21 protein-coding genes are annotated in these 25003 nt (G+C 64.0%); 6 read left to right on the top strand and 15 right to left on the bottom strand.

Going from position 1 to position 25003, the window contains the following annotated elements; genetic code table 11:
* Positions 1-23: 23 nt before the first annotated feature.
* Genes V7D81_RS17050 through V7D81_RS17040 form a run of 3 tightly spaced genes read right to left on the bottom strand, consistent with a single transcriptional unit; the run spans position 24 to position 3195 of the window.
* Positions 24-425 carry a hypothetical protein gene (locus V7D81_RS17050; protein WP_324318451.1) on the bottom strand — a complete coding sequence of 134 codons (402 nt, stop codon included), beginning with the start codon at positions 423-425 and terminating at the stop codon, positions 24-26.
* A gap of 57 nt (positions 426-482) precedes the next feature.
* Positions 483-2057 (bottom strand): ATP-dependent DNA ligase, encoded by a 1575-nt coding sequence (locus tag V7D81_RS17045; RefSeq protein ID WP_324318449.1) that lies wholly within the window; start codon positions 2055-2057, stop codon positions 483-485.
* A gap of 19 nt (positions 2058-2076) precedes the next feature.
* Positions 2077-3195 carry a hypothetical protein gene (locus tag V7D81_RS17040; protein WP_324318447.1) on the bottom strand — a complete coding sequence of 373 codons (1119 nt, stop codon included), beginning with the start codon at positions 3193-3195 and terminating at the stop codon, positions 2077-2079.
* A 230-nt stretch (positions 3196-3425) separates the two neighbouring features.
* Between V7D81_RS17040 and V7D81_RS17035 the strand changes: the two genes are divergently transcribed.
* From V7D81_RS17035 to V7D81_RS17025, 3 genes are all read left to right on the top strand, one after another.
* Positions 3426-4589: an acyl-CoA dehydrogenase family protein gene (locus tag V7D81_RS17035; protein ID WP_324318445.1), complete on the top strand. Its 1164-nt coding sequence runs from the start codon at positions 3426-3428 to the stop codon at positions 4587-4589.
* A 98-nt stretch (positions 4590-4687) separates the two neighbouring features.
* Positions 4688-5146, top strand: coding sequence for a PH domain-containing protein (locus tag V7D81_RS17030; RefSeq protein WP_324318443.1), 459 nt, complete (start codon positions 4688-4690; stop codon positions 5144-5146).
* Positions 5136-6668, top strand: coding sequence for a PH domain-containing protein (locus V7D81_RS17025; protein ID WP_324318441.1), 1533 nt, complete (start codon positions 5136-5138; stop codon positions 6666-6668). Before V7D81_RS17030 ends, V7D81_RS17025 begins: the two co-directional genes overlap by 11 nt.
* A 394-nt stretch (positions 6669-7062) precedes the next feature.
* On the opposite strand, the gene V7D81_RS17020 is transcribed toward V7D81_RS17025, so the two are convergent.
* Positions 7063-8880, bottom strand: a complete 1818-nt coding sequence (locus tag V7D81_RS17020) for a phospholipase D-like domain-containing protein (protein ID WP_324318438.1) — start codon at positions 8878-8880, stop codon at positions 7063-7065.
* Positions 8881-9057: 177 nt separating this feature from the next.
* Between V7D81_RS17020 and V7D81_RS17015 the strand changes: the two genes are divergently transcribed.
* Both V7D81_RS17015 and V7D81_RS17010 read left to right on the top strand, forming a co-directional pair.
* Positions 9058-10149, top strand: a complete 1092-nt coding sequence (locus V7D81_RS17015) for an efflux RND transporter periplasmic adaptor subunit (protein ID WP_324318436.1) — start codon at positions 9058-9060, stop codon at positions 10147-10149.
* Entirely contained in the window at positions 10146-13292 is a 3147-nt protein-coding gene (locus V7D81_RS17010) for an efflux RND transporter permease subunit (RefSeq protein ID WP_324318434.1), read from the top strand. Before V7D81_RS17015 ends, V7D81_RS17010 begins: the two co-directional genes overlap by 4 nt.
* Positions 13293-13295: 3 nt before the next feature.
* Here V7D81_RS17010 and V7D81_RS17005 read toward each other — a convergent pair whose 3' ends face one another.
* From V7D81_RS17005 to ggt, 4 genes are all read right to left on the bottom strand, one after another.
* On the bottom strand, positions 13296-14018 hold the full coding sequence (locus tag V7D81_RS17005) for a hypothetical protein (protein ID WP_324318433.1): 723 nt from the start codon (positions 14016-14018) through the stop codon (positions 13296-13298).
* A 13-nt stretch (positions 14019-14031) separates the two neighbouring features.
* A complete protein-coding gene (locus tag V7D81_RS17000; protein ID WP_324318431.1) occupies positions 14032-14697 on the bottom strand; it encodes an RNA polymerase sigma factor in 666 nt (221 codons plus the stop codon).
* A gap of 83 nt (positions 14698-14780) precedes the next feature.
* Positions 14781-15131, bottom strand: coding sequence for a UrcA family protein (locus tag V7D81_RS16995; RefSeq protein WP_324318429.1), 351 nt, complete (start codon positions 15129-15131; stop codon positions 14781-14783).
* A 263-nt stretch (positions 15132-15394) separates the two neighbouring features.
* Positions 15395-17128 (bottom strand): gamma-glutamyltransferase, encoded by a 1734-nt coding sequence (gene ggt / locus V7D81_RS16990; RefSeq protein WP_324318426.1) that lies wholly within the window; start codon positions 17126-17128, stop codon positions 15395-15397.
* Between the two features lie 173 nt (positions 17129-17301).
* On the opposite strand from ggt, the gene V7D81_RS16985 reads away from it, so the two are divergent.
* A complete protein-coding gene (locus V7D81_RS16985; RefSeq protein WP_324318424.1) occupies positions 17302-20163 on the top strand; it encodes a serine/threonine-protein kinase in 2862 nt (953 codons plus the stop codon).
* 109 nt (positions 20164-20272) lie between these two features.
* On the opposite strand, the gene V7D81_RS16980 is transcribed toward V7D81_RS16985, so the two are convergent.
* The 7 genes from V7D81_RS16980 to V7D81_RS16950 all read right to left on the bottom strand — a co-directional run bounded on the left by V7D81_RS16980 (position 20273) and on the right by V7D81_RS16950 (position 24650).
* Entirely contained in the window at positions 20273-20539 is a 267-nt protein-coding gene (locus V7D81_RS16980) for a DksA/TraR family C4-type zinc finger protein (RefSeq protein ID WP_324318422.1), read from the bottom strand.
* Positions 20540-20690: 151 nt separating this feature from the next.
* Positions 20691-20876, bottom strand: coding sequence for a hypothetical protein (locus tag V7D81_RS16975; protein ID WP_324318420.1), 186 nt, complete (start codon positions 20874-20876; stop codon positions 20691-20693).
* A gap of 71 nt (positions 20877-20947) precedes the next feature.
* On the bottom strand, positions 20948-21844 hold the full coding sequence (locus V7D81_RS16970) for a DUF2268 domain-containing protein (protein WP_324318418.1): 897 nt from the start codon (positions 21842-21844) through the stop codon (positions 20948-20950).
* A 16-nt stretch (positions 21845-21860) separates the two neighbouring features.
* Positions 21861-22487 (bottom strand): FMN-binding negative transcriptional regulator, encoded by a 627-nt coding sequence (locus tag V7D81_RS16965; RefSeq protein WP_324318416.1) that lies wholly within the window; start codon positions 22485-22487, stop codon positions 21861-21863.
* A gap of 119 nt (positions 22488-22606) precedes the next feature.
* Positions 22607-22939, bottom strand: a complete 333-nt coding sequence (locus V7D81_RS16960; RefSeq protein WP_324318414.1) for a DUF4180 domain-containing protein — start codon at positions 22937-22939, stop codon at positions 22607-22609.
* 454 nt (positions 22940-23393) lie between these two features.
* A complete protein-coding gene (locus tag V7D81_RS16955) occupies positions 23394-23870 on the bottom strand; it encodes a hypothetical protein (protein WP_324318412.1) in 477 nt (158 codons plus the stop codon).
* Positions 23871-23966: 96 nt separating this feature from the next.
* On the bottom strand, positions 23967-24650 hold the full coding sequence (locus V7D81_RS16950) for a phytanoyl-CoA dioxygenase family protein (protein WP_324318410.1): 684 nt from the start codon (positions 24648-24650) through the stop codon (positions 23967-23969).
* Positions 24651-25003: the final 353 nt, after the last annotated feature.

Genomic DNA, 25003 nt, shown 5'->3' with positions numbered 1-25003 from the left:
TTTGGGCCAGCGCCAGGCGATGCTCAGTTTCCCGGCCTGCTCACCACGGTAAATCCATCGGCGAAGTACGGCGTCTCGGCAAAGCAGCTCGTCGGAACGCCGCGATGTTCGGTGTAGTGAAGCTGGAGTTCCTGGCCGACTGCGCCGGACAGCTTCTTTGCGACTTCTTCGTCGCGAACGCTGAAATCCCATAGCTGGGGCGCAACGCCGCCGACGACATACAGCGCGAGCTGGCCTTCGTACGTCTTGCAGATCCAGCCCTTCTTGGAAAACTTGAGCAGCACGCCGGCGCGGTCGCCGGCGGAATACGACCAGCTCAGCGCGAACCAGGTCCAGAGAATGACGCCCAGCACCAGCAGGGCAAGCACGATCCACACCGCGCGTTTGAATCCGCCGCCGCGCCGAACGGCACTGTCCGCGACCATGGGTTGTTCCTTGGTGTCTGTCGAGCCGTGAGGCGGAAATCGATGGCGACGCTGAGTTCAATTCGGGGAAGGCGATGCCGCGGGATCATACAGCGGCCCCTGCGCCGTATAAATGCGCCTGATCTCTTCGATCGTATCCGCCTGCTCCACCGGCTTGTCCGGTCGATACGCTTTCACGCGCGCGAAGCGCAGCGCGTAGCCGCCTTCGTATTGCGAACTCGCCTGGATGTCGTTGAAGGCGATCTCGACGACCATCTCCGGGCGCACGTGCACCGTGTAGCTGTCGCGATGCGTCTCGCGCGCCAGAAATTCCTTCGTCTGCCATTCGAGCATCGCGTCGGTCAGACCCTTGAAGGTCTTGCCGAGCATCACGAAGCCGCCGCTGGCCGGATCGCGCGCCCCGAGATGCAGGTTCGACAGCCAGCCCTTGCGCCGGCCGCTGCCCCACTCGGCCGCCAGCACCACCAGATCGAGCGTGTGAACGTGCTTGATCTTGAGCCAGCTCGCGCCGCGGCTGCCGGCTTCGTAGGCCGAATCCAGCGACTTCGCCATGACGCCTTCATGGCCGCTCGCCAGGGCGCGGTCGTAGAAATCCGTCGCGACATCGACATCGCGCGTCGCGAGACGGGGAATGCGGATCGATTCGGGCAGCACGCGCTCCATCGCCGCAAACCGCTCGCGCGCGGGACGATCCGCGAGACTTTCTTCATCCAGCAACAGGCAATCGAAGAAGTAGACATGCAGCGGCAATTCGGCGCGCAGCGCATCGACATCGAGCTTGCGACCGAAACGTCGCATCGTGACCTGGAACGGCAGCGGACGACCTGTTGCATCGAGCGCGACGGTTTCGCCGTCGAGCACGATCTGTCGTGCATCGATCGTACGCACGGCCTCCACGACTTCAGGAACGGCCGCTGTCACGTCGTTGAGACTGCGCGTGTAGACACGCACCTCGTCTCCCGCCTTGTGAACCTGCACCCGCGCGCCGTCGACTTTCCATTCGAACGCAACGTCGCTGCTCAGTTGCTCGAGCGCATCGGCCACGTCGGTTGCGGTCTGCGCCAGCATCGGTGCAATCGGCGACAGCACTTCGATCCGGAATCTTTCCAGGCCAGCCAGACCCTGTGTCAGAGCGACATGCGCCAGGCCACCGACATGGCCCGAATACATGGACGCGCGCCGCACGTCGGCTACTGGCAGCTTGGCCGCTTCGGCAATCGCATCGACCATCAGACCGGCCAGCGCGCCCTGGCGCAGTTCTCCCACGAGCAATCGCAGCAGGAAGCTCTGCTCGTCCGCGGTCGCGCGGCCCAGCAGATCCCCGAGTATCGACTTGCGCCGCGCCGCCGAGCCTGCGCCGCGCATACCCTGCAGCAGGGTCAGCACGTCATCTACGTCCCGCAGTGTCAGGGTGGCCGGCACCGCCGGCGCTACCTGTGCCGATGGCTGCAGCACCGAGTAGCCGACGCCGATCTTGCCCTGGCGTGTTTCTCCCGCCAGCCACAGCACACCGATTTCGATCTCGTCCGGCGCCAGAGCCTGCAGGCACTGCGCCAGCTCGCGCAATTTAGCGAGCCGGCTGCGCGTGGCGGCAACGCGGGCGGAGGCGGCAACGAGGTCGGCGAAAAGCACGGCGGTAGATCTTCGCTCGCTATTCCTTGTCGCGCTGGTACCAGCGCTGCCGGCGCTGGCCGAACTGCATCTCCAGCGCGATGCCGAGTTCGGGCGTGGCCTCGCGTTCCTCGTAGAGCTTTTCGCGCGGCCACGCGACGCCGGCACGCAATTCGAGGAACAGCCAGTCCGGGTTGCGGAACTGGCGACGCATGATCAGTCGCGCAGCGGTGCGGGTGATCTGCACTTCATTGTCGGTCGCGCCTTCGATCTGCGCCTGCCAGGCGAGCCCCATGCGATCGCCGACGCTCTGAAACAGCGTCACCTGCGAATACCATTCCAGGCCCTTGGTCTCCTCGGTGTACTTGCCGAGATTGGCCCAGCGCAGCAGGAAGCGATCGGACAAGGCACGATCGAGATAGAGCCGCGTGGTGCTGCCGAAGCCTTCGGAGTTCTGCCAGAAGACGGTTTCGCGACCGCTGAAGACATAGTGCTCCGCGAAGTTGCGCACGATCTCGTAGCGTGTGCGGGCATAGGGATCGAGCGGCATATCCAGGCGCACGCCGACACTGGCGTCGAAATCGTTGCCGGTGCGCTTCGGATTCGCGTATCCCAGGCCCAGCAGCACGCTGTCGTCTTCGAGACTGCCGAACTGCCGCGAGGGCAATGCGTCGAAGTCGTCTTCGACGTCGCTGATGTAGTCCTCTTCGCCGACGCGCCCGGCGAAGGCCGAGATCCGCTCGTCCCATTGCGGCAGTTGCAGCCGGATGCGGAAACGCAGCCGCGGATCGAAACCGTCGTAGTCGCTCCAGAGCGTACCGACGGAAAGCGTGCCGTAGGTTTCCCGATATTCCTCGTACAGCATCTGGTCGCCGAACAGCCCATCGAGCCACGCGGACGAGGCACAGGCGGCGATCGACAGCTGGCGCCGGGCGCGTTCGAGCATGTTGAGCGCCTTCTCGTCATGCATTTCCGCACAGACATCCATGGCGCCCAGTTCCTCGGCCGTGGGTTTGACGGGTTCGAGGGTTTCGGGCACGACCGGAACTTCCACCGCCGGCGGGGTGGGCGGTGCCGCATCCTCCTGCGCATGCACGGCGGCTGCCATGAGCAGCCACAGCATCGTCAGGCGCACGGCCGCACGGTGCGATCCGCTCATAGGTCTCCGACTGCGCAACGAACCGTTCGCCTGCCCATGGGAATATTCTCCTGCCCCGAGGGGCGCCCGCAGTATGCCGCGTCTTCCATGATTGCTCCTGAGGAGAATTCTGCGGATGGGCGTCGAGTTCCCGCAGGCCCGATGCGGACGATGCCTAATCGGTTGCGACGATTGATAATGCCCGTGGGCTCGTGTCTAGTGCCGCTTCTCTCCGGAAACGGACGACGATCATGACGCGTCACCTCTTCGAAGCCGAACACGAACAGTTCCGCGATTCCGCACGCCGCTTCTTCCAGAGCGAAATCGGGCCGAATGGCGCGCGCTGGCGCGATCAGGGGTTTGTCGATCGCGACGCGTTCCGCAAGGCCGGCGAGCAGGGCTACCTGCTCATGTGGGCCGATCCGGAATACGGCGGCGCCGGCGTGCGCGACTTCCGCTACGAACAGATCCTGATCGAGGAAAACACCAGGCATGGCGAAGGCGGCTTCTTCATGACGCTGCATTCGCGCCTCGTCGCACCGTACATCGGCGCCCTGGGCACGCCGGAACAGAAGGCGCGGCTGCTGCCGAAGTGCATCAGCGGCGAAACCATCCTCGGCATCGCCATGACCGAGCCCGGCGCCGGCAGCGACCTCGCCGGCATTCGCACGCGCGCGGAAGACCAGGGCGATCACTGGCTGCTGAACGGCTCGAAAACCTACATCTCCAATGGCCAGATCGGCGACGTGTTCATCGTCGTGGCGCGCACCGATCCCGAGAAACGCCACGGACTCGGCCTGTTCATCGTCGAGCGCGACATGGAAGGGTTCCGGCGCGGCCGCAACCTGAGGAAGATGGGCCTCAAGGCGCAGGACACCTCCGAGCTGTTCTTCGATGACGTGAAGGTGCCGAAGCACAACGTGCTCGGCGAACCCGGCAAGGGATTTCATTCCCTGACGCACTTTCTCGCCGAGGAACGCCTGATCACCGCCGCGGGCGCCATCTCGGTCGCACAGCACGCCTTCGACATCACGCTGCAGTTCGTGAAGGAACGCAAGGCGTTCGGCCAGCCGATCGGGACGTTCCAGCACTCGCGCTTCAGGCTCGCACAGATGCGCGCCGAGATCGATGCGCTGCAGGTGTATGTCGACCACTGCGTGCTGGAACACAACGCCGGCCGGCTGGACCCTGTCGCCGCGGCGAAGGTGAAACTGCTCACGACCGAACTGGAAGGCCGCGTCGTCGACGAATGCGTGCAACTGCACGGCGGCGCAGGCTACATGGAGGAGTATCCGATCTGCCGCATGTACACCGGCGCGCGCATCAGCCGCATCCTCGCCGGCAGCAATGAAATCATGCGCGAGATCATCGGCCGCTCGCTGGAACTCGATGATCGGAAGCTGACGAAGAGTTAGATTCTTCTGTAGGTCAGGCTTCAGCCTGACTCTCGAAGGCCGGCTGTGACCGAAGGAAATCCCGCGGGAAAGCCGGCCCCACAATTCACAGGACACGAATGCAAACATCGACCACCGACCCCGCCATCATCAGCGTCTGGCGCTGGCAGTGGCTCATCGCCCTGTTCATCGTCTTCCTGGTCGCCACGGCCACGCTGCTGCCGCGCAGCGGCAGCCTCTGGGCCAGCGCGCTGATCGTCCTCGGGCTCTCCGGCGTGCTGCTCGTCTGGCTCTGGCCGCCGACCTACTACCGTCATCTGCGCTATGGCGTCGACGCCACCGGCATCGTGATCGAACGCGGCGTTCTCTGGCGCTCGCACATCGCCCTGCCCCGCGCCCGCATCCAGCACACCGATGTATCGCAGGGTCCGCTGCAGCGCCGCTATGGCGTCGGCACGCTCAAGCTCTACACCGCCGGCAGCCGGCACACGATGATCGAACTGCCGGGCCTTGCGCATCCGGACGCCATCGCATTGCGCGATGCGCTGCTGGCGGAGAGCACGACCAGTGGCGTCTGAGACGGATTTCCAGCCCGAACTGCGCCTGCATCCGCTGTCGTGGCTGTTCGCACTCGCGACCTTCATCCGCCAGTTCATCGTGCCGGTGATCGCGTTCATGATCTTCGGTGCACGCAATGACGCGGAGCTGTGGGGCGCGCTGATTCTCGTGCCGCTGCTCGTCGGTGCGCTGTGGCAGCAATGGCTCTATCGCTACGGCTTCGGGCCGCGCGGCCTGGTGATCAAGGAAGGCCTGTTCTTCCGCAATCTGCGGCAGATCGAGTATCCGCGCATCGAGAACATCGACGTGAAGCGCGGCCTGCTGCACCGGCTGCTCGGTGTCGCGGAAGTCAGCATCGCCACCTCCACCGGCGGCAAGGCCGAAGCGACGATCCGCGTCCTGAGTCTCGAAGCGACGCAGGAGCTGCGCGACCAGGTCTTCAATCGCGGCCGGCCCGCGCCGACGCACGCCGCCCCGGCAGCGCAGGATGAAGTGTTGCTGCAACTGCCGCCCGCGGAGCTGATCCGCTACGGCCTGATCGACAACCGCGGCATGATCGTGGTGGCCGCACTGTTTGGTTTTCTGTATCAGGCGGGGACGTTCGAGATATCGCGCCAGAGCGCCGCGGTGTGGTTCGAGCAGTCGCAGTTGAGCCATCTCGCGGCGCTCGGCATCGCGATGCAGGCGGGCCTGGCGCTGGCGGGCCTCGTGACATTCGTCCTGACACTGCGACTGCTGTCGGTCGGCTTCGCGCTGGTCACGCTGTTCGATTTCACGCTGACGCGGCACGGACAGGATCTGCGCGTACGGCACGGCCTGCTCACCCGGCTCGCGCTGACGCTGCGCATCCCGCGCATTCAGTCCGTCCACCAGACGCAGTCGCTGCTGCATCGTCTGTTCGGCCGCGTCTCGCTGCGCGTCGATCTCGCCGGCGACAGCAGTTCCTCGCAGGACGGCAAGCAGCAGTCGCAGGTTCGCACGCGCTGGCTGGCGCCGATCTGCACGCCGATGCAGGCCAAGGCGCTGATGGCAGTCGCGTTGCCGGACGTCGATTTCGCGGGCGAGCCGAACTGGCAGCCGCTGGCGCCGCACGCGCGGCAGCGCCTGTTCCGCCAGAGCGTCTATTTCGCGACGTTCGTCGCCGCGGCGATCACGCTCGCACTGCATCTGCTGCCCGAAGCGCCGTTCGAGCCGGACGCGCGCTGGACCGTCGCCTTCCTCGCGGTGATGCTGTTGCTGGGCTGGTGGCGTGCCGATCTGTACGTGAAGCACACGCGCTGGGCGCTGACGCCCGACGCCGTGCTGTTCCGTTACGGCTGGCTGACCCGACGGCTGATCGTGACGCCGCGCAATCGCCTGCAGTCCGTGCAACTCACGGCCTCGCCCTTCGATCGTCGTCACCGCATGGCGAACGTGTCCGTGGATACGGCCGGCGGCAGTGCGATGAGCGATCGCATCGCCATCCGATTCCTGCCGCGCAGGATCGCGCGAGCGCTGGCGCTGCGGCTGTATCACTCGCATATCGACCGGGCAGGCCGGTGACGCAGGAATCGTCCCTCTTCCTGTGGGGCCGGCTTCCTGTGGGGCCGGCTTTAGCCGGCCATCTTCCTGTAGGCCTCAGCCTGACATCCGGACGGCCGGCTAAAGCCGGCCCCACAGGAAGATGAAGAAGACCCTTACTGCATCACCCGCACCGGCAGCGGCACATTGCACACATCGATGCGTCCCGCCGGCACCTTGTACCCGTCGTCGCGGCGATTGCGGCGGCGAAGGCGACGGACCGCAGAATCGAAAACATGAGGGTTGACCATTGCACTAGCAGAGCCCGATCTTCTGCGCAGTTCCGCCGCAACTCAATCACGACCTGTGATCTTCCATGTCGGGGCAGCAACGCGGGCCGTGCATGGCAGAGTTTGGCGCAGGGCATGCCACCCCTCTACGGGACTTGCTTCTCCCGCCTGAACCCCCGCATCGCCGCCGCGACCCGCACGCGCTTCCAGCGGAACGTGCCGCGCTTGTATTTCTTCAACCAGCCATCGGTCTCGTCGAGAAAGATGCTGGACTGCATCGCATCGCCGGCATCGCTGCCCGCCTGCTCCTGCTGCAGGGACTCGATCACCGAGCGGAAGTAGTAGTGATTGAACAGACGGTTGAACTCCGTGTAGTAGATGTCGGCGACGCGGCGATGGCCGCGGATGATGAGCATGTTCTCGTCGTTCTCGTTCTCCGACGCCGCGCTGAAATTCGCCGAGCCGGTGACGACGATGGGATCGTCGCTCAAGGGGTCGACCAGCAGGAACTTGCTGTGGATGAAGCTCACGTGCGTGTTGAGCCCGAGGCCGCGTGCGCTCGTTTCCTTCGCCCATTGATGCAGCGGCGTGCGCAGGAACGAGCCCCAGGCCATGTAGACGTTGTTGCTGCGATTGATCTCGATGAACGGCTGCGCACTGTTGGCCGCGGGCTGATCCTTCTTTTCCAGCAGCAGGAAGCTGATGTGGCTCTGGTCGCTGTTGTCCTTCAGCAGCTCCTTGAATTCGCGATTGACGCCGAAGGCGAGCGTCACGCACGCCTGCTGCCGCGCGGTGTCGAGCAGTTCGCCGTAGAGATTCATGGCCTTGTCGCCGCGTCGCGGACTCAGCACCGGTGTGATGCCGGCGACGATCTGCGCCTTGCTCCCGGGCACCGGCGTCAGCGTCTCGACGCGGGTCCGCAACGCCGCGTTCTTGCTGCGCACGGTTGCGGGATCGTCGCCTGACGCGCCGCCGGGATCGGTCTGCAGCAGATTCCAGTAGTCGCGAAAGATCTTCGCCACCGCCGCACTGCGCACCCAGTGTCCGACGTTGGCCTGGCCGTGAATGCCGCCGACCGACAGGTTCGTCGAGCCGGTCCACACGGCCGACGGCCGGGCGTCCTTGCCTTTGAGCAGCACCATGAACTTGTTGTGCTGGATGCTGGCCTTGCGGGCTTCGCGCAGCGTGACGGCGCTGCGCGGGATCTGCGCCTGTCGCAGCATGTCGAGATTGTCGTCGCGGGGAAAACTGTCGGCGTTCTGCTTGGCATCGAGGATCAGCCTCACGGTCACGCCGCGTGTCTGCGCCGCACGCAGTTCCAGCGCCATCGGCAGGTAGCGGAATTCATAGAAGCAGCCGAGCAGCGTGTCGCCCTTGCGGGCGCGGCGCACGAATTCGAGCAGGGCCTCGTCGAGATCGCGGCTCAGCCATTGCGCTGCTTCGACCTTCTTCTCTTCCGTGGGCTGCCGGTCGGGCGGCTTGTTGCCGAATTTTCTTTCGTAGGCCTGGCTGCTGGCGACGCCGCGATTGAAGAACACGTCGTGGCGTCCGCGCGTGAACAGCGGTTCCGTACGCACTTTGATGTGAATCGGTGCGGCGCTGCGATCGAGGCGGCGGGCCGTGCCTTTCAGCGGGTGAAAGAGGTATTCGTACGGCCGGTCCGGCTTGCCGGTGAAGTCGTCCCACACGAAGCTCTGCACCGGATGATTGAATGTGCTGACACTGAGCTGCGGTGCCGGCTGCGGGATCACCGACCGGAACACCTTGAAACCGGCCATGTAGTAGCGCTGCTTCTCGATGCGATCGATCCGCTCCACCGCGAAGCCGAGCAGTCCGCGGGTGCTGGCCTGCTGCGCGTCGATGGCGAAGGACACGGTGTTCACGCCGGTCACTGCGAACACCTGGTAACCGGCGGTCTTGCGCGACTTGAAACGCATGGCGTTGTGTCCTGATTCGAGTTGCACGAGCGTCCACCTGCACCGATGCTGCAGCCAGTGGCCGGAAGGGACGCCAACCTGACAATGCCGTCAGGAAATTTCCCCGACGGGCGGCGGGCCACGCAGAAATCCGCCGCAAGTTGAATCCCTCAATGCGTTGACCGTGGTGCACAATGGCGGTCGCGCGATCGACGGGAATCTGCAATGCCGAGACAGGTTTGTTACCGACTTCAATGCACTGCCTGGTCGGCCCTCGCGGCGGCCGTGCTGCTGACGACCGCGTGCAGCAAGCCGGCAGCGACCGGCCCCGGCAATCCGGGCGCGCCGGGCGTTTCCGCCACCGTCCCGGTGATTTCGGCACCTGTCGTCTCGCGGCCGCTCGGCACGCAGATCGAAGCCGTCGGCACGGCCCGCGCCAACGAATCCGTCGACGTCACTTCCAAGAGCTCCAACATCGTCACGGCCATCCGCTTCGAGGAAGGCGACTTCGTGCGACGCGGCGACGTGCTGGTCGAACTGGACAGCGCCGAGGCGCGCGCAACGCTGGCCGAAGCACAGGCCGCACTCGCCGACAGCGAGAGCCAGTTCAATCGCAGTCGCGAACTCTATGCGCAGCAGGCGCTGTCCGTATCGCAGCTCGATCAGATCGAAGCGACGCTGAAGGTCAACCGCGCCCGCGTGAACGCGGCCAGCGCGCGGCTTTCCGACACCGTCATCCGCGCCGGCTTCGACGGCCGCACGGGCTTTCGGCGCGTCAGCGTCGGCAGCCTGGTGAGTCCCGGCACGGTCATCACGACGCTGGACGACACCTCGACCATCAAGCTCGATTTCACGGTGCCGGAAACCTATTTCTATCTGCTGAAGAAAGGCCTGGCGGTGACCGCGAATTCCGCCGGCCTGCCCAACCGGCCATTCGAAGGCAAGGTGACCAACATCGATTCACGCATCGATCCGGTGACGCGATCGGTGACGGTGCGCGCCGACATCCCGAACCGCGACGGCGCGCTGCGACCCGGCATGTTCATGACCGTCGTGTTGCAGGGCGCGGTGGTGGCCACGCTGCTCGTGCCCGAGGCCGCGATCATTCCCGAGCAGGGACGCATGTACGTGTTCGTCGTCGATGGCGAAGTGGCGCATCGCCGCGAAGTGAAGATCGGACGGCGCCGCCCGGGTGAAGTCGAAATCGTCAGCGGCGTGAAGGAAGGCGAACGCGTCGTCGTCGACGGCACGCAGAACCTGCGCGACGGCACGGCCATACGCGAACAGGCGCAGGCGCCGTCGACAGTCAGCTCATGAAACTCTCCGAAACCTCCGTCCGCCGGCCCGTGCTGGCCATCGTGATCAGCCTGCTGCTGATCATCTTCGGCCTGGTCTCGCTCGATCGCCTGCCGGTACGCGAGTATCCGGACGTCGACCGGCCGGTCGTTTCCATCACGACCAACTACAGCGGCGCGTCGGCACAGGTGATCGAAACGAAGATCACGCAGGTGGTCGAGGATTCCATCGCCGGCATCGAAGGCATTCTCAAGATCGAGTCCGAGAGCGAGGACGAACGCTCGCAGGTGCGCATCGAGTTCGACATCAGTCGCGACATGGACGCCGCGGCCAACGACGTGCGCGACCGCGTCGCGCGCGTGCTCGGCAACCTGCCGGAGGAATCCGATCCGCCGGAAGTGATCAAGGCCGACGCCAGCGCCGAGGCCATCATGTTCCTCAACTTCAGCATGCCGGGCATGTCGATGCTCGAGGTCACCGACTACGCCGAGCGCAATCTGGTCGACCGGTTCTCGACCGTGCCCGGCGTGGCGCGCGTCAGCATCGGCGGCGGACGCCGTTACGCGATGCGCATCTGGGTCGACCGGCAGGCGCTCGCCGCGCGGCAGATGACGGTGACGGACATCGAAGACGCGCTGCGTCGCGAGAACATCGAACTGCCGGCGGGGCGGCTGGAATCGCAGACGCGCGAGTTCTCGCTGCGCACGCTGGTGGGTCTCGACACCGAGGACGACTTCCGCAATCTCGTCATCACGCGCGGTCAGGACGGTCATCTGATCCGTCTGGGCGAAGTCGCGACCGTGCAGCTCGGTGCGGAGAACGAACGCAGCGACATGCGCCTGAACGGCAAGGCCGGCGTTGGCATCGGTATCGAAGCGCAGTCGAAGGGCAACACGCTCGACATCGTGCGCGGCGTACGTGCCGAAGTGGAACGCATCCGGCAGACGCTGCCGGCCGGCGCGCTGCTCGCCGTTTCCATGGACAACGGCATCGCCATCGAAGCCGCCCTGCACGAAGTCGTGATCGCCATCGTCTTCGCGCTGATCTCGGTGCTCGCCGTGATCTATGCGTTCCTCGGCAATCTGCGCGCGACGCTGATTCCCGCGGTGACGATTCCGGTGTCGATCATCGCCTCGTTCGTGGTGATGTACGCGTTCGGCTATTCGGTGAACGTGCTGACGCTGCTGGGGCTCGTGCTCGCCATCGGCCTGGTCGTGGACGATGCCATCGTGGTGCTCGAGAACGTGCACCGTCGCACCGAACTCGGCGAAGCGCCGCTGGTCGCCGCGGTGCGCGGCAGTCACGAAATCGGCTTCGCCGTCATCGCCACGACGCTGACGCTGGCCGCCGTGTTCGTGCCCATCTCCTTCCTGCCCGGCGATCTCGGCCGCCTGTTCCGCGAGTTCGGTTTCACGCTGGCCGCATCGGTGCTGTTCTCGGCGCTGGTCGCACTGACGCTGACGCCGATGCTCGCGTCCAAGCTGCCGGCGGATGCCTTGCAGCGCGGGCGCGTCTCGCATGCGATCGACCGTTTCTTCCAGCGGCTGTCGGGCCTGTACGACCGGTATCTGCGTTCGCTGATCGCCCGCCCGTGGCTGGTGGTGGCCGCCGTCGCCGTGCTGTCGGTGTTCGGTGCGCTGACGTTCCGTTCGATTCCTTCGGAATTCGCGCCGGTCGCCGACGTGGGCCGCGCCTACATCACGATCGAAGGTCCGGAGGGCGCGAGCTTCCAGTACATGGACGACTACGCGCGCCAGCTCGAACAGATCGTCTTCCGGGAAATGGAAAAGTACGGCGACATCGAGCGCGTCATGATGCGCGTGCCGAATGCCTTCGGCGGCGGTTCCACCGGCGACGTCAACTCGGCGCGCGCCATCGTCATGCTCAAGAACTGGAGCGAACGCAAGCGTTCGGCGAGCGAGATCACGCAGTCGCTGATGGTCGAAGCACAGAAGCTGCCCGGCGTACGCGCCTCGGCGGGACAGCCCGGCAGCCTCGGCCGTCGCGGCTTCGGCCAGCCGGTGGAAGCGGTGATCGGCGGTCCCGACTACGAAACGCTGTCGGCCTGGCAGGCCAAGCTCCTGCCGCTCGCGCAGGCCAACCCGGGCCTGCGGAACGTCGACACCAGCTACAAGGAACGCAAGCCGCAGATCCGCGTGTCGGTGGACCGTGATCGCGCCGCCGATCTCGGCGTCTCGCTGGAGACGGTCGGCCGCACGCTCGAAACCGTGCTCGGCTCGCGTGTCGTCACGCGTTACATCGATCGCGGTCGCGAGTACGACGTGATGCTGCAGGCCAGCGAAGACGCGCGCCAGACGGTCACCGATCTCACGAACATCCGCGTCCGTTCGAGCCGCACCGGCGAACTGATCCCGCTGTCGAACGTCGTGAAACTCGAGGAAGTCTCCGGCGCCGTCGAACTCGCGCGCTTCAATCGCCTGCGCGCGATAGAAATCCGCGCCAGCCTCGCGCCGGGCTACGAGATCGGCGAGGCGGTGAAATGGTTCCAGGACACGGTCGCGAAGGAACTGCCGCCCGAAGCCACGCTCATGTGGGACGGCGAGACCGGCGAATTCACCCGCAGCGGCCAGCAGCTGTTTTTCACGTTCTTCTTCGCGCTCGCCATCGTGTATCTGGTGCTCGCGGCGCAGTTCGAGAGTTTCGTGCATCCGACCATCATCATGATCACGGTGCCGCTCGCGCTCATCGGCGCGGTGTTCGGCCTCAAGCTCTACGGCATGACCATCAACATCTTCAGCCAGATCGCGGTGATCCTGCTGATCGGCATCGCGGCGAAGAACGGCGTACTGATCGTCGAATTCGCCAACCAGCTGCGCGACCGCGGCGTCGAATTCACCGAAGCCGTCGTACAGGCCGCCGTCACGCGCCTGCGTCCGGTGCTGATGACGAGCCTGTGTACGGCCTTCGGCGCCGTGCCCTTCCTGCTGGCCACCGGCGCCGGCGCCGAACAGCGTCGCCCGATCGGCATCGTGGTGTTCTACGGCACACTCGTTTCCGTGTTCCTGACGCTGCTCGCCGTACCGGCGATCTATTCGATCTTCGCGCGCAAGACGCAGTCGCCGCAGCATGTGAGCCGGATGGTGGACCGGATGCTGGGCAGCAACGAAAGCACCCCGGACACCGTACGCGAATCGACGAAGTGATCGCTACGCCGAGGCATCGGCTTCTGCCCTGGCGGCAGCGCGAATGTCGATGACGAAGATCTCCGGCTGCCCTTCCGGGCTCGCCATCGGCACGATGTCGAGTTCGTACCGGCCGGGCGACAACGTTCGCGAGTCGAGATACAGCGTGACCCAGCCATCGGGCGCAGCCTCGATGAGGCTCTCGGCCACGCTACCTGCCCGCGATGTCGCATCTGCGGGTCGACGCAGCCGCAGCCGGTAAGGCGCCTGCGGCTGTGCCTCGGCAGACAACACACGCAGTTCGATCGCACCCGGCGTCGCCGGCAACGCGATGACGGCATCGGCGCGGGCCGATCGCATTCGCAGCAGCGAGTGCGAGGATGCGATCGGCAGTGTCTTTCCATGCCCGGCTGTCAGCGCCGCTACGTCCGCCGCAATGGACGGCGGACGATCGCCCACCGGGAAGTTCAGGCCCAGACCGATCGCCAGCAGCGCCATCGCGGCTGCGAGGCCGAATGCGGTGACGGCGGATCGTCGCTGGCCTGGCATCGCATGTTCCAGGTCGCCCCGCCGACGCAGTTGCCGCAGTCCCGCCTTCAGCCGCGCCGTCGCTTCGAGTTCGCGCAGCACCGCCGGATCTTCGATCAGCCGCGCCTCGAAAGCGGCCTGCTCGGCGCCGGCAAGCTGGCCGGCGAGGTAGCGGTTCGCCAGTGTCGGATCGTCCATTCGCAAACGGGCAACTGACATGGCGCGTCCCCTGCTAGGGAATGAAGGAGAACAGGTCGGCACGCGTCAGGCCGTGCGTTTCGAGCAGATCCTTCAGCCGCTGTCGCGCGCGGTGCAGCACGGAAGCAAACTGCGCAGGCGTCAGGCCCAGTTCGCGACAGATGACGTCCCTGTCTTCCTCGTCGAGATAGAAGCGCATCAGGATGCGGCGATCGCGCTCCGACGGCAGGCTGCGGATGATCCTGATCACCTGATCGAGGATACGGCTGTCGTCATCGAACCCGTCGTCGTCTTCGTCGACCAGCGTCTCGAACACTCTGGCGTCGGCGCGGCGTTCGGGGCGTTCGGCGATGGAGCGACGATGGTTGCGCAGGTGATTCATTGCGACCTGGAACACATAGCCGCAGATCTCTTCGGGCCGGTCGATCTGACCGTCGCGATATTTCTCCAGCGCGGTGCAGATCGCGTCGTTGAGCAGGTCCGCGGCGACCTGCGGATCGCCCGTGCGGCGGAAGATCAGCGCACGCAGGCCGACATAGTCGCGGCCAATGAGCGCCTCGATATCGCGCCGATCCACAGAAGTGGCGGCGCCGCGCGTCCGCTCATGGCGAGGCGGCGCATCCTGCGACGGCAGATCGGCCTCGAGCAACGTACCCGTTGCATCGAGGCCGGCTGGCTTGGCGAAGAGAAAGCTGCGCACGAGAATGGCCTGTGGATGTGAAGCGCACTACTTTCTCTGTCGTCGCCCGGGACTTCATGCCACGCCCCGAAGGGAAATCGATCTCAGCCCAGGCGCCGGGTCGACTTGCCGCGGTGCATTGCGGTGAGGATGCCGTTGTCGACCTGCTTCACCGCGGCGGCGACTGCTGCATTCGCGCACTGCCTGCGCTGCTGTTTGATCTGCAGCAGCGCTGTCCCGCGAGGCGAACCGCACATATTGCGCGCGGCCGCACGAATACGATCGTAGAGCTGCCGGGCGCCCGCCTCGCTCGACAGGTCGAGATCGCGGTAGCTCACGGTGATGCTCCTGCTTGCTGCCACGTCATCGGCAGCAGCCACGGAAGCGACGCAGGAAACTGCCGCGAGCAGTGCAACCCGCAGCGAATGTTTGAGGGAAAGCGATCGGGCGTTCATGAAGATGTCCTCCGGTGGATGTCGTCAGATCGTCAGGATTGCAGGGTCGCCACCTGGGATCTGTAGCCGGAAGGATGTTCATTGCAGGGACGAAAGTGAGGTTCCCTCCCCGCCTGAAGCGGGATGAGCACGGCGATCCGCCTTCTGCTGTGGGTCGGGCTGTGGGTCAGGCTGTAGGTCAGGCTGTAGGTCAGGCTTTAGCCTGACTCCTTATTAAAAGGCCGGCTGAAGCCGGCCCCACAGCAGAGTGCAAAGCCCGAGGCTCAGTACCCGACAGCGCGCCCCGAATCGTTGCGACCGTCGCTCGCGCCGAGTCGCAGGCCGGTTTCCAGATCGATCTGGATGCATTCGCCATCGCCGCCGAGCCCGAAGGACACCGCGTGGCCGCGCTGCTCGAGCAGACGGATGGTGTCGGGCGAGAAACGGTTGCGTTCCATGATGATGCGATCGGGCACCCACTGATGATGGAAGCGCGGCGCGTTCACGGCCTGCTGGATGTCGAGGCCGAAGTCGGCGACGCCGATGAGGATGTTCGCGACAGTGGTGATGATGGTCGGGCCGCCCGGCGAACCGAGCACCAGCCACAGCTTGCCGTCCTTGAGCACGATCGTCGGCGTCATCGCCGAGAGCGGACGCTTGTTCGGGCCGACGGCGTTCTCCTCGCTCTGCAACAGGCCGAACATGTTCGGCGCGCCGGGCTTCGAGGAAAAATCGTCCATTTCATTGTTGAGCAGGAAGCCGAGCGGGCCCGCGGTGACTTTCGAGCCGTAGCCGCCGTTCAGCGTGGTGGTCACGGCGACCGCATTGCCGTCCTTGTCGACCACCGAGTAGTGCGTGGTCTGCGTCGGCTCCTTGCCGGCTCCCTTGACGGGTTTGTCGTTCGCGTACTGTTCGAGTTTCTTCGAGACTCTCGGCCGCTCCAGTCGCGACGACACGCTGGCGCGCTGCGGGTCGATCGATTTGCGCCACTCGACCGCATACGGTTTGTCGGCCAGCTCCAGCACCGGCAGATCGCTGAACTCCGGATCGCCGAGATACTGCGCGCGATCGTAGAAAGCGCGGCGATACGACTCGGAAATGAGATGGATGGATTCGGCCGAACCGAAGCCGGCCCTGGCGATGTCGAAACCTTCGAGAATGTTCAGCGTCTCGATCAACGCGATTCCGCCCGACGACGGCGGCGGCGCGCTGATGACTTCGAGACCGCGATACGTGCCGCGCACCGGCGTGCGTTCCTTGACGTCGTAGTTCCTGAGATCGTCGACCGTGATCAAGCCGCCGCCGCGTTGCATGAACTCGGCGAGTTCGCGCGCCATCCTGCCGGTGTAGAAATCGTCCGGCGCCGCGACGATGCGTTCCAGCGTGCGCGCGAGGTCCGGCTGTCTGAACACGTCGCCCTGCTTCCAGCCCTTGCCGCCGTTCTGGAAGATGCGCTTCGAATCGGCGAACTGCGCCAGCCCTGCATCGTTCGACATCTGACGCGCATCCGACCAGTCGAGTACATAGCCTTCACGCGCCAGACGGATGGCCGGCGCCATCACCTGCTTGAGGGTGAGCTTGCCGTAGTGCGCCTGGGCATGGACGAGCCCCTTCACCGAACCCGGCACGCCGACCGCGAGATAGCCGAGCCGGCTGAGCGAGGGAACCACGTTGCCGTCCTTGTCCTGGTACATCGTCGCGGTCGCCTTGCCCGGCGCCTTCTCGCGGAAGTCGATGAACTTCGTCTGGCCGTCCTGCGTGCGGATCAGCATGAAGCCGCCGCCGCCGATATTGCCGGCCGACGGGTGCACCACTGCGAGCGCAAATCCCGTTGCCACGGCGGCGTCGATCGCATTGCCGCCCGCCTTCATCATGTCGACGCCGGCCTGCGAAGCGAGCACGTGCACGCTGGCCACCATGCCGTTCTCGGCACGCTCGGGCTGCATGCCCGCGGCGACACTGACGGTGGTCGCGACCAGGGCGACGAGCAGGAAGACGAATCGACTGCGATGCTTCATGAGATACCTGCCGGAAACGGGCTGCGAAAGGCGCAGTTCGCCACAGGGCAGCGCGGAATGCCAGCGGCGATTGACTGGATGCCGCGACCGGCGGGGAAACCCTGAAGCCCGTTCCGCCGGGCGTCCAGCCGGTTGCGACGCGAGTGCGCACGCTCGCATATCATGCGGGCCTCATGACCCCGCAGCGCTGGCAACAAATCAAGCTACTGTTCGATGCTGCGCTGGCACTGCCATCCGCAGAACGCGCGGCCTGGCTGCACGCCGAATGCGGTGCGGACATCGAGCTGCGCGAAGACGTCGAATCGCTGCTGCGCATGCACGACGATCCCGACGATTCGCCCGGTGACAGTTCGGTATCGATTGCGCCGCAGATCCGCATCGGCTCACGCATCGGCGCGTATCGTCTGATTGAACCGCTCGGCCGCGGCGGCATGGGCGAGGTCTACCGCGCGGAGCGCGCCGACGACCAGTACCACGCGCAGGTCGCGATCAAGCTCGTGCGCACCGATCACGACCCGGCACAGGTCGCATGGCGTTTCCGCTCCGAACGCCAGATCCTCGCCTCGCTCGAACATCGCAACATCGCGCGGCTCATCGACGGCGGCACGACCGTCGACGGCGTGCCCTACCTGGTCATGGAACTGATCGAGGGCGAGCCCATCGATCGCTACTGCGACACGCACCAGCTCGGCGTCAACGATCGGTTGCGCCTGTTCCTGCAGGTGTGCGCCGCCGTCAGCTTCGCGCACCAGCGGCTGGTGGTGCATCGCGATCTCAAGCCCGGCAACATCCTGGTCACGGCCGACGGCTCGGTGAAGCTGCTGGACTTCGGCATCGCCAAGCTGCTCGAGCGTGCGCCCGACGAGTCGCCGCGCGACCAGACGGCAACGCAGTGGCGCGTCATGACGATCGAATACGCGAGTCCCGAACAGGTGCGCGGCGGCGTCATCACGACCGTCAGTGACGTGTATTCGCTCGGCGTGGTGCTGTACCGGCTGCTCACCGGTCAGAGCCCGTATCGCAGCGCCACCGACACCATCGAGCGCATGGCCGAGATCATCGGCGATTCGGTACCGACCCGGCCGAGCGTCGCCGTGGGCGAAGACGCGGATCGCGCCACCACGGAACGCAACGACGAACAGTCGCTCGGCATGCGGCGCGTGCAGCGCCGGCTGCAGGGCGATCTCGACAACGTGCTGCTGATGGCCTTGCGCAAGGAACCGCAGCGTCGCTATGCCAGCGTCGATCAGCTCGCGGCCGATCTGCGCAGCTATCTGGAAGGCCGGCCGGTGCTGGCCCGCGGCGATGCCCTGAGCTATCGCGCGACCAAGTTCGTTGCCCGCCACCGGTACGCGGTCGCGGCCGGCGTGCTCGGCACCCTCGCACTGATCGCCGGCATCGTCACCACGACCTGGCAGGCGCGCATCGCGGCCGAACAGTCGCGCATCGCCCGTGAAGAAGCCGGCAAGCAGCGCGCCGTGCAGTCCTTCCTCACCGCGCTGTTCGACAGGAACACGCGCATGCAGCCGGACGCGGCCAAGGCACGCAGCATGCCCGTGCAGGAACTGCTGGTGGCCGCCGGCGATCGCGTGCTGCAGGAATTCTCGGACACGCCGGCCGTCCACATCGAAGTCATGAACACCGTGGCGCGACTGCTGCTCGACATCGACGAATTCGATCGGGCAGGAACGCTGTGGGGCGAATCCGCGCGCATCGCCCGGGAACACCGGCTCACCGATCAGGATTCGTACGTCGAAGCGCTGATCGGCACGGCAACGGCAGCGCGATTGCTCGGACGCGGCGCGGAAGCCATTGCAGCGCGCGATGAGGGGATCGCGCTGCTCGATGCGCGCGGCGATCGCGATTCGCTGCTGCGCGCAAGAGCGCTGTCGACCACCGTCGCCCAGCTCGCCACCGATCCGCAACGCGAGATCGAGCTGGTGCGTTCGGCCGTCGAACTGTTCGCACGACGCTATCCCACGCAGCCCGCCTACTTCGCCGCGGTGTACACGCTCGGACATCTGCAACGCACGCAGGGCGACATGCGTGGCGCCGTCGAACGCTTCAGCGAAGCGACCCGTATCTTCGAGCAGACCGGTTCGCGCGATTTCACCAACCTCGGCGCGAGCTATGCCTGGGGCGCGTTCTGCCGCATGCAGCTGGGTCAGGTGGATGAAGCGCTGGCCGACTATGAAAAGGGCATCGCGCTGCTGCGTCGTCACGCCGGCGGGAATTCCATCTTCACGCGCGTGCAGCTCGGACTCTATGCCGAGGCGCTGCAGCAGTCCGGTCAGCTGGCTTTGGCTCGCGAACAGTTCGACGCCGTGCTCACGCCGACGCTGCTCGCGAAACCGACGCCGGCGGAGTTCGACACGGCGGTCTACCGCGCGAGCGGCCAGCTTGCCGAAGGCCGGCCGCGCGAGGCGTTGGCGACGCTCGATCTGTTCGAACACAACTGGCTGGAGTTCGGCAAACGCTTCGTACCGAACGGCGTCGAGTGGCTGGCGACGCGCGCACAGGCACACGCATTGCTCGGACAGAAAGATGCTGCGATGGACGACCTGGCGCTCGTCGCGCAATTGCCGCCGTTCTACGGCAGCTCTGCGCAACACACCTATCCTTACGTTGCTGCAGCCATCGAAGTGGCGCTCGCTGCGAACGACACGGCGGCGGCAGAGCAGGCACGGGCGTTACAGGCTGCGACGCAACCGCCCGCCGACTTCGACGTGTCCTACCTGCAGTTCGCGACGGCGATCGCGTGGCTGGAACTGCGACGCGAAGACGCTGCCGCTGCACTGGCGCAAGCCGACGCCGGTCTTGCGCATCTGAACGAACATGCAGGCACGGAACACTTTCCGTTCCTGCGTGCGGGATTGCTGCACGTTCGCGGCGCCGCGCTGCTGGCGTTGCAGCGGCGCACGGAAGCAGCGACCGATCTGCAAGCTGCCATCGCGCTGATGACACGGCTGCATTCGCCGGAAAGCCCGATGCTGCGGCGAGCGCGCTCGTTGCTGTCGTCTGCAAAAACCGGCTGAAGCCCCTCTTGTCTCTTCAATCCTGTGGGGCCGGCTTCAGCCGGCCGAGAACAGTCAGGCCGCGACCGAAGGGAATCCCACGGGAAAGCCCGATCCACAGAAAGAATGCTCAACGCAGCTGACTGTCCTTGCTGCCGCGCCGGTTGTAGCCGCTGAAAGCCGCGGCTTCCTGATCCTCGGCTTCCTGACACGCGACGCACAGGCGCACGCCGGGAACCGCTTTCTGGCGCGCTTCGGGAATCTCCGCACCACACTCGGCGCAGTGCGCCAGGCTGGGCCCGGTCGCCAGGCGCGACTTCGCACGCTCGATGCCGTCCTTCACGGTGGCATCGATCTGATCCTGCACTGCGCCATCGCCCGCCCAACCCGTCGCCATTGCTGCTCCGCCACTTTCTCGATGTGCCGATCATGGCGGCGCGGGAAATGTTTGCAAGTCGGAGATACGACCGCGCACTGGCTCGACCATTCAGCAGGTCGTCACGGATGGATTTTTCCTGCCTTGAGAGCATTTCGGCGAACCGGGGTTGCTACTTCGCTGTTACCGGCCAGGTCTTTTTCGTTTCCTTCACACCCGCCTTGAGGATTTTCTCCAGCACGGCAATTTCCACATCCGCGAGCTTGTTGATGTACAGGCATTGCTTGAGCCCTCCCCTGTGCTTGCCGAGCTTCTTCAACAGATCCGCCTTGCCTGGAAAATCGAAGACGTAGATCACCAGATTTGCCTTTCGCGGACTGAAGCCGACCACGCAAATTGAGCCGTATGTAGTTCGCCAGTCGCAAATCCCTAAGGAGCATAGGATGACTTCTTCAGAAGTTCGCCAGCTTCCATTGCGGTCCACTGATTTACGCTGAGACTGGGGTGTTTATCCAGAAAAGCCTGCACGACCTTGAAGCCGATCGCATAGCCAGCCCACTTCGCGACACCTTCTCCGCCGAACATCAGGCTCTGCATTTTTTCTGGAGAAGTGGAGTCCAGATTCCGTCGAAGAACCTCCCAAGCCGCTTGCTCCTGTTGCTGCGTCAATGCGCTCGTCCAGGGAGCAATTTTCTGCGGGTATATCAGATGGGCAAAGGAATCGGCGCGACCTTCGAAGACGAGGTAGTCGGCCATGTCTTCGATGGGATTTTGTTTTCCGTGAAGCGCCGTCCATACGCTGTGGTGGTACTCGTGAGCAGAGGCATACTCCACCCAATCCAGCCAGTCGCCTTCCGGAAGGATCGTGAGCCAGATCTTGCCCGCGCCGGCCGTAAAGCCGCCGACACCGTGCATGTCCCGCAGATAAGTCCAGGTCGAGTCGGCCGCCAGAATGCAGGCGGTCGTAGCAGCCCCAGGAAGCAGCGATCCTGACTTTTCCAAGGCCGATCGCACGAGCGACTGGACTGATGAAGCCTGAAGAGCTGAAGTCGCTTTGAGCAAGGATTCGATATCCGTGTAAGCCCTGGCCAATGGCGGAGCAAAGTCGATGTACTCCCCTCCTTCTGCACAGCGACTCCAATAGGGATTGATCACAAGCTCGCGCCACAGTGCTCGACGATCGGCCATTGGATTTTCTGCCGCGGCCTCTGCGTACTTCGCCATGCCGTCGTAGATCGTGACGATCGCGAACTTCGGGGACTCTTCGGCAGCATGGGCCAAGCCGCCGATCGAGAACGTAATGATGAGAAGGAGTAGACGTGTCATTTGTCAGCCGCTCTTCCTATTTCCGCATCCACTCCAGAATCTCAGCAGCATGCGAGACTCTCTCCGATGCCAAGCCGTCGGCCACTCCCGCGCGATCAGCCGAACTTCTGTTCTGGCTCAACTTCCACTTGCCTGTGATAGCGCCGATCGGGATTTCGAAGCCCACGATTGCCTCCAGCATCCGCGTCACGTATTCCTCCGGCGCATCCGCCACATGCCACGGATTCTGCCGTCCATGTTCGTGAGCATGCGTCGTCCTTTCCAGGAGTTCCCGCAGCCAGTTCTGATCATGCTGCCATTCGATGCTGCCTCGAACGTGGACGATTATGTAGTTCCACGTTGGCACAACCTTTCCATGCTCCTTCTTCGCGGGGTACCAGCCTGGTGACACGTAGTGATTCGGGCCTTGAAAGATGACGAGCACTGGCGCTCCATCATTGAGCTTTCTCCAGATTGGATTTGCCCGCGCTACATGTCCTTGCAGCACACCATCGGAACCGCGGGAGGTATCGAGCACCACAGGTACGTGGAATGCATCGATACCATCCGTCGTCGTCGCCACGATACTCGAAAACGCGTGTTCGCGAATGAAGGTGTGCAAGACCTCTGGCCGTGTCTCCGTGAATTGCGATGGTGTGTACATCTCGTTCTCTTGGCAGCTAGTGCCGTGGGTAAGCCGCGAACAAAGTTGGAACCAGCCGGTTGTTGGCCCACATGCGCCCATCACCAATACAGGTTACAAGCTGATCCAACTGCCTGCGTTCAACGTAGAACCCATTCTCCAGCTTCCGCACGGGACAGAAAGAACCGCACCAACGGATGATTGCGATGCTCTCGGACAAGCTCACAGAAACGTTCTCCGTGACCTTCCGGCGCCGCAAGGACGATGGCGAGCGGGATTCGATAGTTGACGAATTTCTGCATCATCTCTCCGGCAATACCGGTGCGCAGATCAAAAAATTCGGGACCCAAGCTGGATTCGTACAGAACCAGACCCCCGTGCTCCAGACCGCACGCCACAACGTCAGAAATGTCCGCGAATGAACGAACATTGATATGGTCGGCTAATGCAGGCCCGGCCACTTGCCGTGTCATCGGATGATTCCTCTCTTTCGAGTCGGATCAGGAGCGCTCATGGATTATCTTCTTCGTTGTTCCATGAAGCTCGGCAATGCTGGCATTCCGTGCGAAAGATCAGTTCAGGCCAAGTCATGAGCCCGAGGAACCCGACCTTGGCGAAACTATGCTGACATCGAGGACATGGGGATCGGAAGAACTGATATCCGCCCCACAGCCAGGTCGTCAGAACAACCAAGACAAGAGAGAACGCTATCCCGTCTTTGATCCGGGATGATACTGGCAGAAGATCAATCAAGAAGGGAATGAACAGCAGCAACCCGGTCGCTGCAATCACCGACCTTCGAGCATTCCGCTTTCGGCGAAGGCTCTTGATGGTTATCTCTTGCATACCGCCAACGCTAGCGGTGAGCCGCGAACAAAGTGCATCGCACTTTGAATCGGGCGACCAACGGGCGCGGACTCCATGGCTTTACTGGACCACATGCCATCTCGCCGTTGCTGTGAACTCAAACAGTTCATTCCTCGCGACCATTTCATGTTCAAAGATGATCTCGACAGTGCATCCGAGCTCAACCACCTCTGAGCTCAACGCAGCTACGGTCAGACGGAGCACATCGCAAGGGTTGTGCGCATTGCCGATATAGATGCTGGCCTCTGAGTCCGGATAGTTTCGATGACAGAGATTGAGGCCATGAATTTCCCTCGGGTTGACCACCCCGAGCGCGTACCAGTCAAACACAAACGACGCATCTATCGGCTGCAACTCCCACTCTAGGCCGGAATCAAATGGTTTGAGCGGAACGGCGATCCGGTGGAACAAGGTGCGCGTCAAACCAACGCTCGGGTTCTCGAACCAATAGGTTTCCATCTTCCCCTCAAGCGGCTGAGTCTTGCGGGCGAGGTCGATGTTTCGAGCCAGGTATGCCTTCATGGTTTCGCTGTTCACGACCTAATGCCGCTACTGTGGCGCGGAAAAACCGCGGAACATCGCTGACTGCTCACGCTGGCGCGTCTTCACGCAGCAATTTGTTGGAAGGCATTCTCATGCAGCTGCCTCAGCCCACAGCAACGGCGGCGGCAGCGGTGTAGCCGAAAATTCGAGATGGATTACGCGTCGAGGCGTCGTCGAAGTTGCTTTGCGGGAAGCGTGCAGGATGAGCGGGCGGAACAATAGTGCGTCACCGGCCTGAACAACGCACAAATGCTTGCCGTTCTGCTCCGCCGTGCGTGCAGCCTCGCTAGCTCGCAGACGACCGAAGCGATGCGAGCCGGGCGAAACCCACAATGCTCCATTCGTGTCATCTGCAGGGTCAAGGTGCAGCCGTACGGTGAGCATCTGCTCTAGAACGTGCACCGGAGGTTGGACGTGCAGGATTCCTTCTTTGACAGACCATGATGAGTAGCCTTCGATCTCGCCTTGACCTGTAACCGCGATGGCCAGGTCCTGATGCCATGCCACCTGCCAGTTGGCATCCGCGCTCTTGTTGAAGAGGATCGACCGCACCAGCTTCGGTTCAGAACCAAGCTCGGACGCGACGAGCGAACGCACAGCCGCTGATGCAGCCAGCCTTGCGACACTTGGCACTTTGGCGACAAGCCCGCGAACACCGGCCGGCGATTCCACCAGACACCGTTCAATGTCCCGAATGAGTTCCTGCCGGGATTCCTCGTCCAGGATTCCCTTCACGATTGAGAATCCATTACGTTCGATGTCTATCGAGGGCATGACGTGTTCGTTCTCAATGCTTCCAACGCCGCGCGCAAGTCGCCGGCAAAGGCGCCCCGCATCTGCGAGTCGGAACCAGCGGTTTGTCAGGCAGTGAATGCATGGATGTACACCACTGCCGCCAGCGCGCCAACTACTCCGCCAAATGCTGCTGCACCGACAGGCGACTGACGCGGCCCAACCAAGCGACAACCGACTCCAACGATGGCCGAGATTCCCGCCAGAATGTGACGACAGCCTTTCATGTAACGCGATGCTGCGGCCGTGCCGCGATCACCGGCGCCTCGCCGGTGTGAGCCGGAACCAGCCGCCTGTCAGCTGAGCAGTACAACGGGCAATGCTCCAACCAACAT

It is taken from the genome of Povalibacter sp. (assembly GCF_036735925.1).
In the GTDB taxonomy this organism is placed as follows: domain Bacteria; phylum Pseudomonadota; class Gammaproteobacteria; order Steroidobacterales; family Steroidobacteraceae; genus Steroidobacter.
The sequence above is the reverse complement of the archived record's forward strand: the minus strand, read 5'-3'. Positions and strand labels throughout refer to the sequence as shown.

Coding starts and splice junctions, on each gene's coding strand:
- V7D81_RS17050 (WP_324318451.1), bottom strand. CDS start 425: ATGGTCGCGGACAGTGCCGTTCGGCGCGGCGGCGGATTCAAACGCGCG.
- V7D81_RS17040 (WP_324318447.1), bottom strand. CDS start 3,195: ATGAGCGGATCGCACCGTGCGGCCGTGCGCCTGACGATGCTGTGGCTG.
- V7D81_RS17035 (WP_324318445.1), top strand. CDS start 3,426: ATGACGCGTCACCTCTTCGAAGCCGAACACGAACAGTTCCGCGATTCC.
- V7D81_RS17030 (WP_324318443.1), top strand. CDS start 4,688: ATGCAAACATCGACCACCGACCCCGCCATCATCAGCGTCTGGCGCTGG.
- V7D81_RS17015 (WP_324318436.1), top strand. CDS start 9,058: ATGCCGAGACAGGTTTGTTACCGACTTCAATGCACTGCCTGGTCGGCC.
- V7D81_RS17010 (WP_324318434.1), top strand. CDS start 10,146: ATGAAACTCTCCGAAACCTCCGTCCGCCGGCCCGTGCTGGCCATCGTG.
- V7D81_RS17005 (WP_324318433.1), bottom strand. CDS start 14,018: ATGTCAGTTGCCCGTTTGCGAATGGACGATCCGACACTGGCGAACCGC.
- V7D81_RS16995 (WP_324318429.1), bottom strand. CDS start 15,131: ATGAACGCCCGATCGCTTTCCCTCAAACATTCGCTGCGGGTTGCACTG.
- ggt (WP_324318426.1), bottom strand. CDS start 17,128: ATGAAGCATCGCAGTCGATTCGTCTTCCTGCTCGTCGCCCTGGTCGCG.
- V7D81_RS16985 (WP_324318424.1), top strand. CDS start 17,302: ATGACCCCGCAGCGCTGGCAACAAATCAAGCTACTGTTCGATGCTGCG.
- V7D81_RS16980 (WP_324318422.1), bottom strand. CDS start 20,539: ATGGCGACGGGTTGGGCGGGCGATGGCGCAGTGCAGGATCAGATCGAT.
- V7D81_RS16970 (WP_324318418.1), bottom strand. CDS start 21,844: ATGACACGTCTACTCCTTCTCATCATTACGTTCTCGATCGGCGGCTTG.
- V7D81_RS16965 (WP_324318416.1), bottom strand. CDS start 22,487: ATGTACACACCATCGCAATTCACGGAGACACGGCCAGAGGTCTTGCAC.
- V7D81_RS16960 (WP_324318414.1), bottom strand. CDS start 22,939: ATGACACGGCAAGTGGCCGGGCCTGCATTAGCCGACCATATCAATGTT.
- V7D81_RS16950 (WP_324318410.1), bottom strand. CDS start 24,650: ATGCCCTCGATAGACATCGAACGTAATGGATTCTCAATCGTGAAGGGA.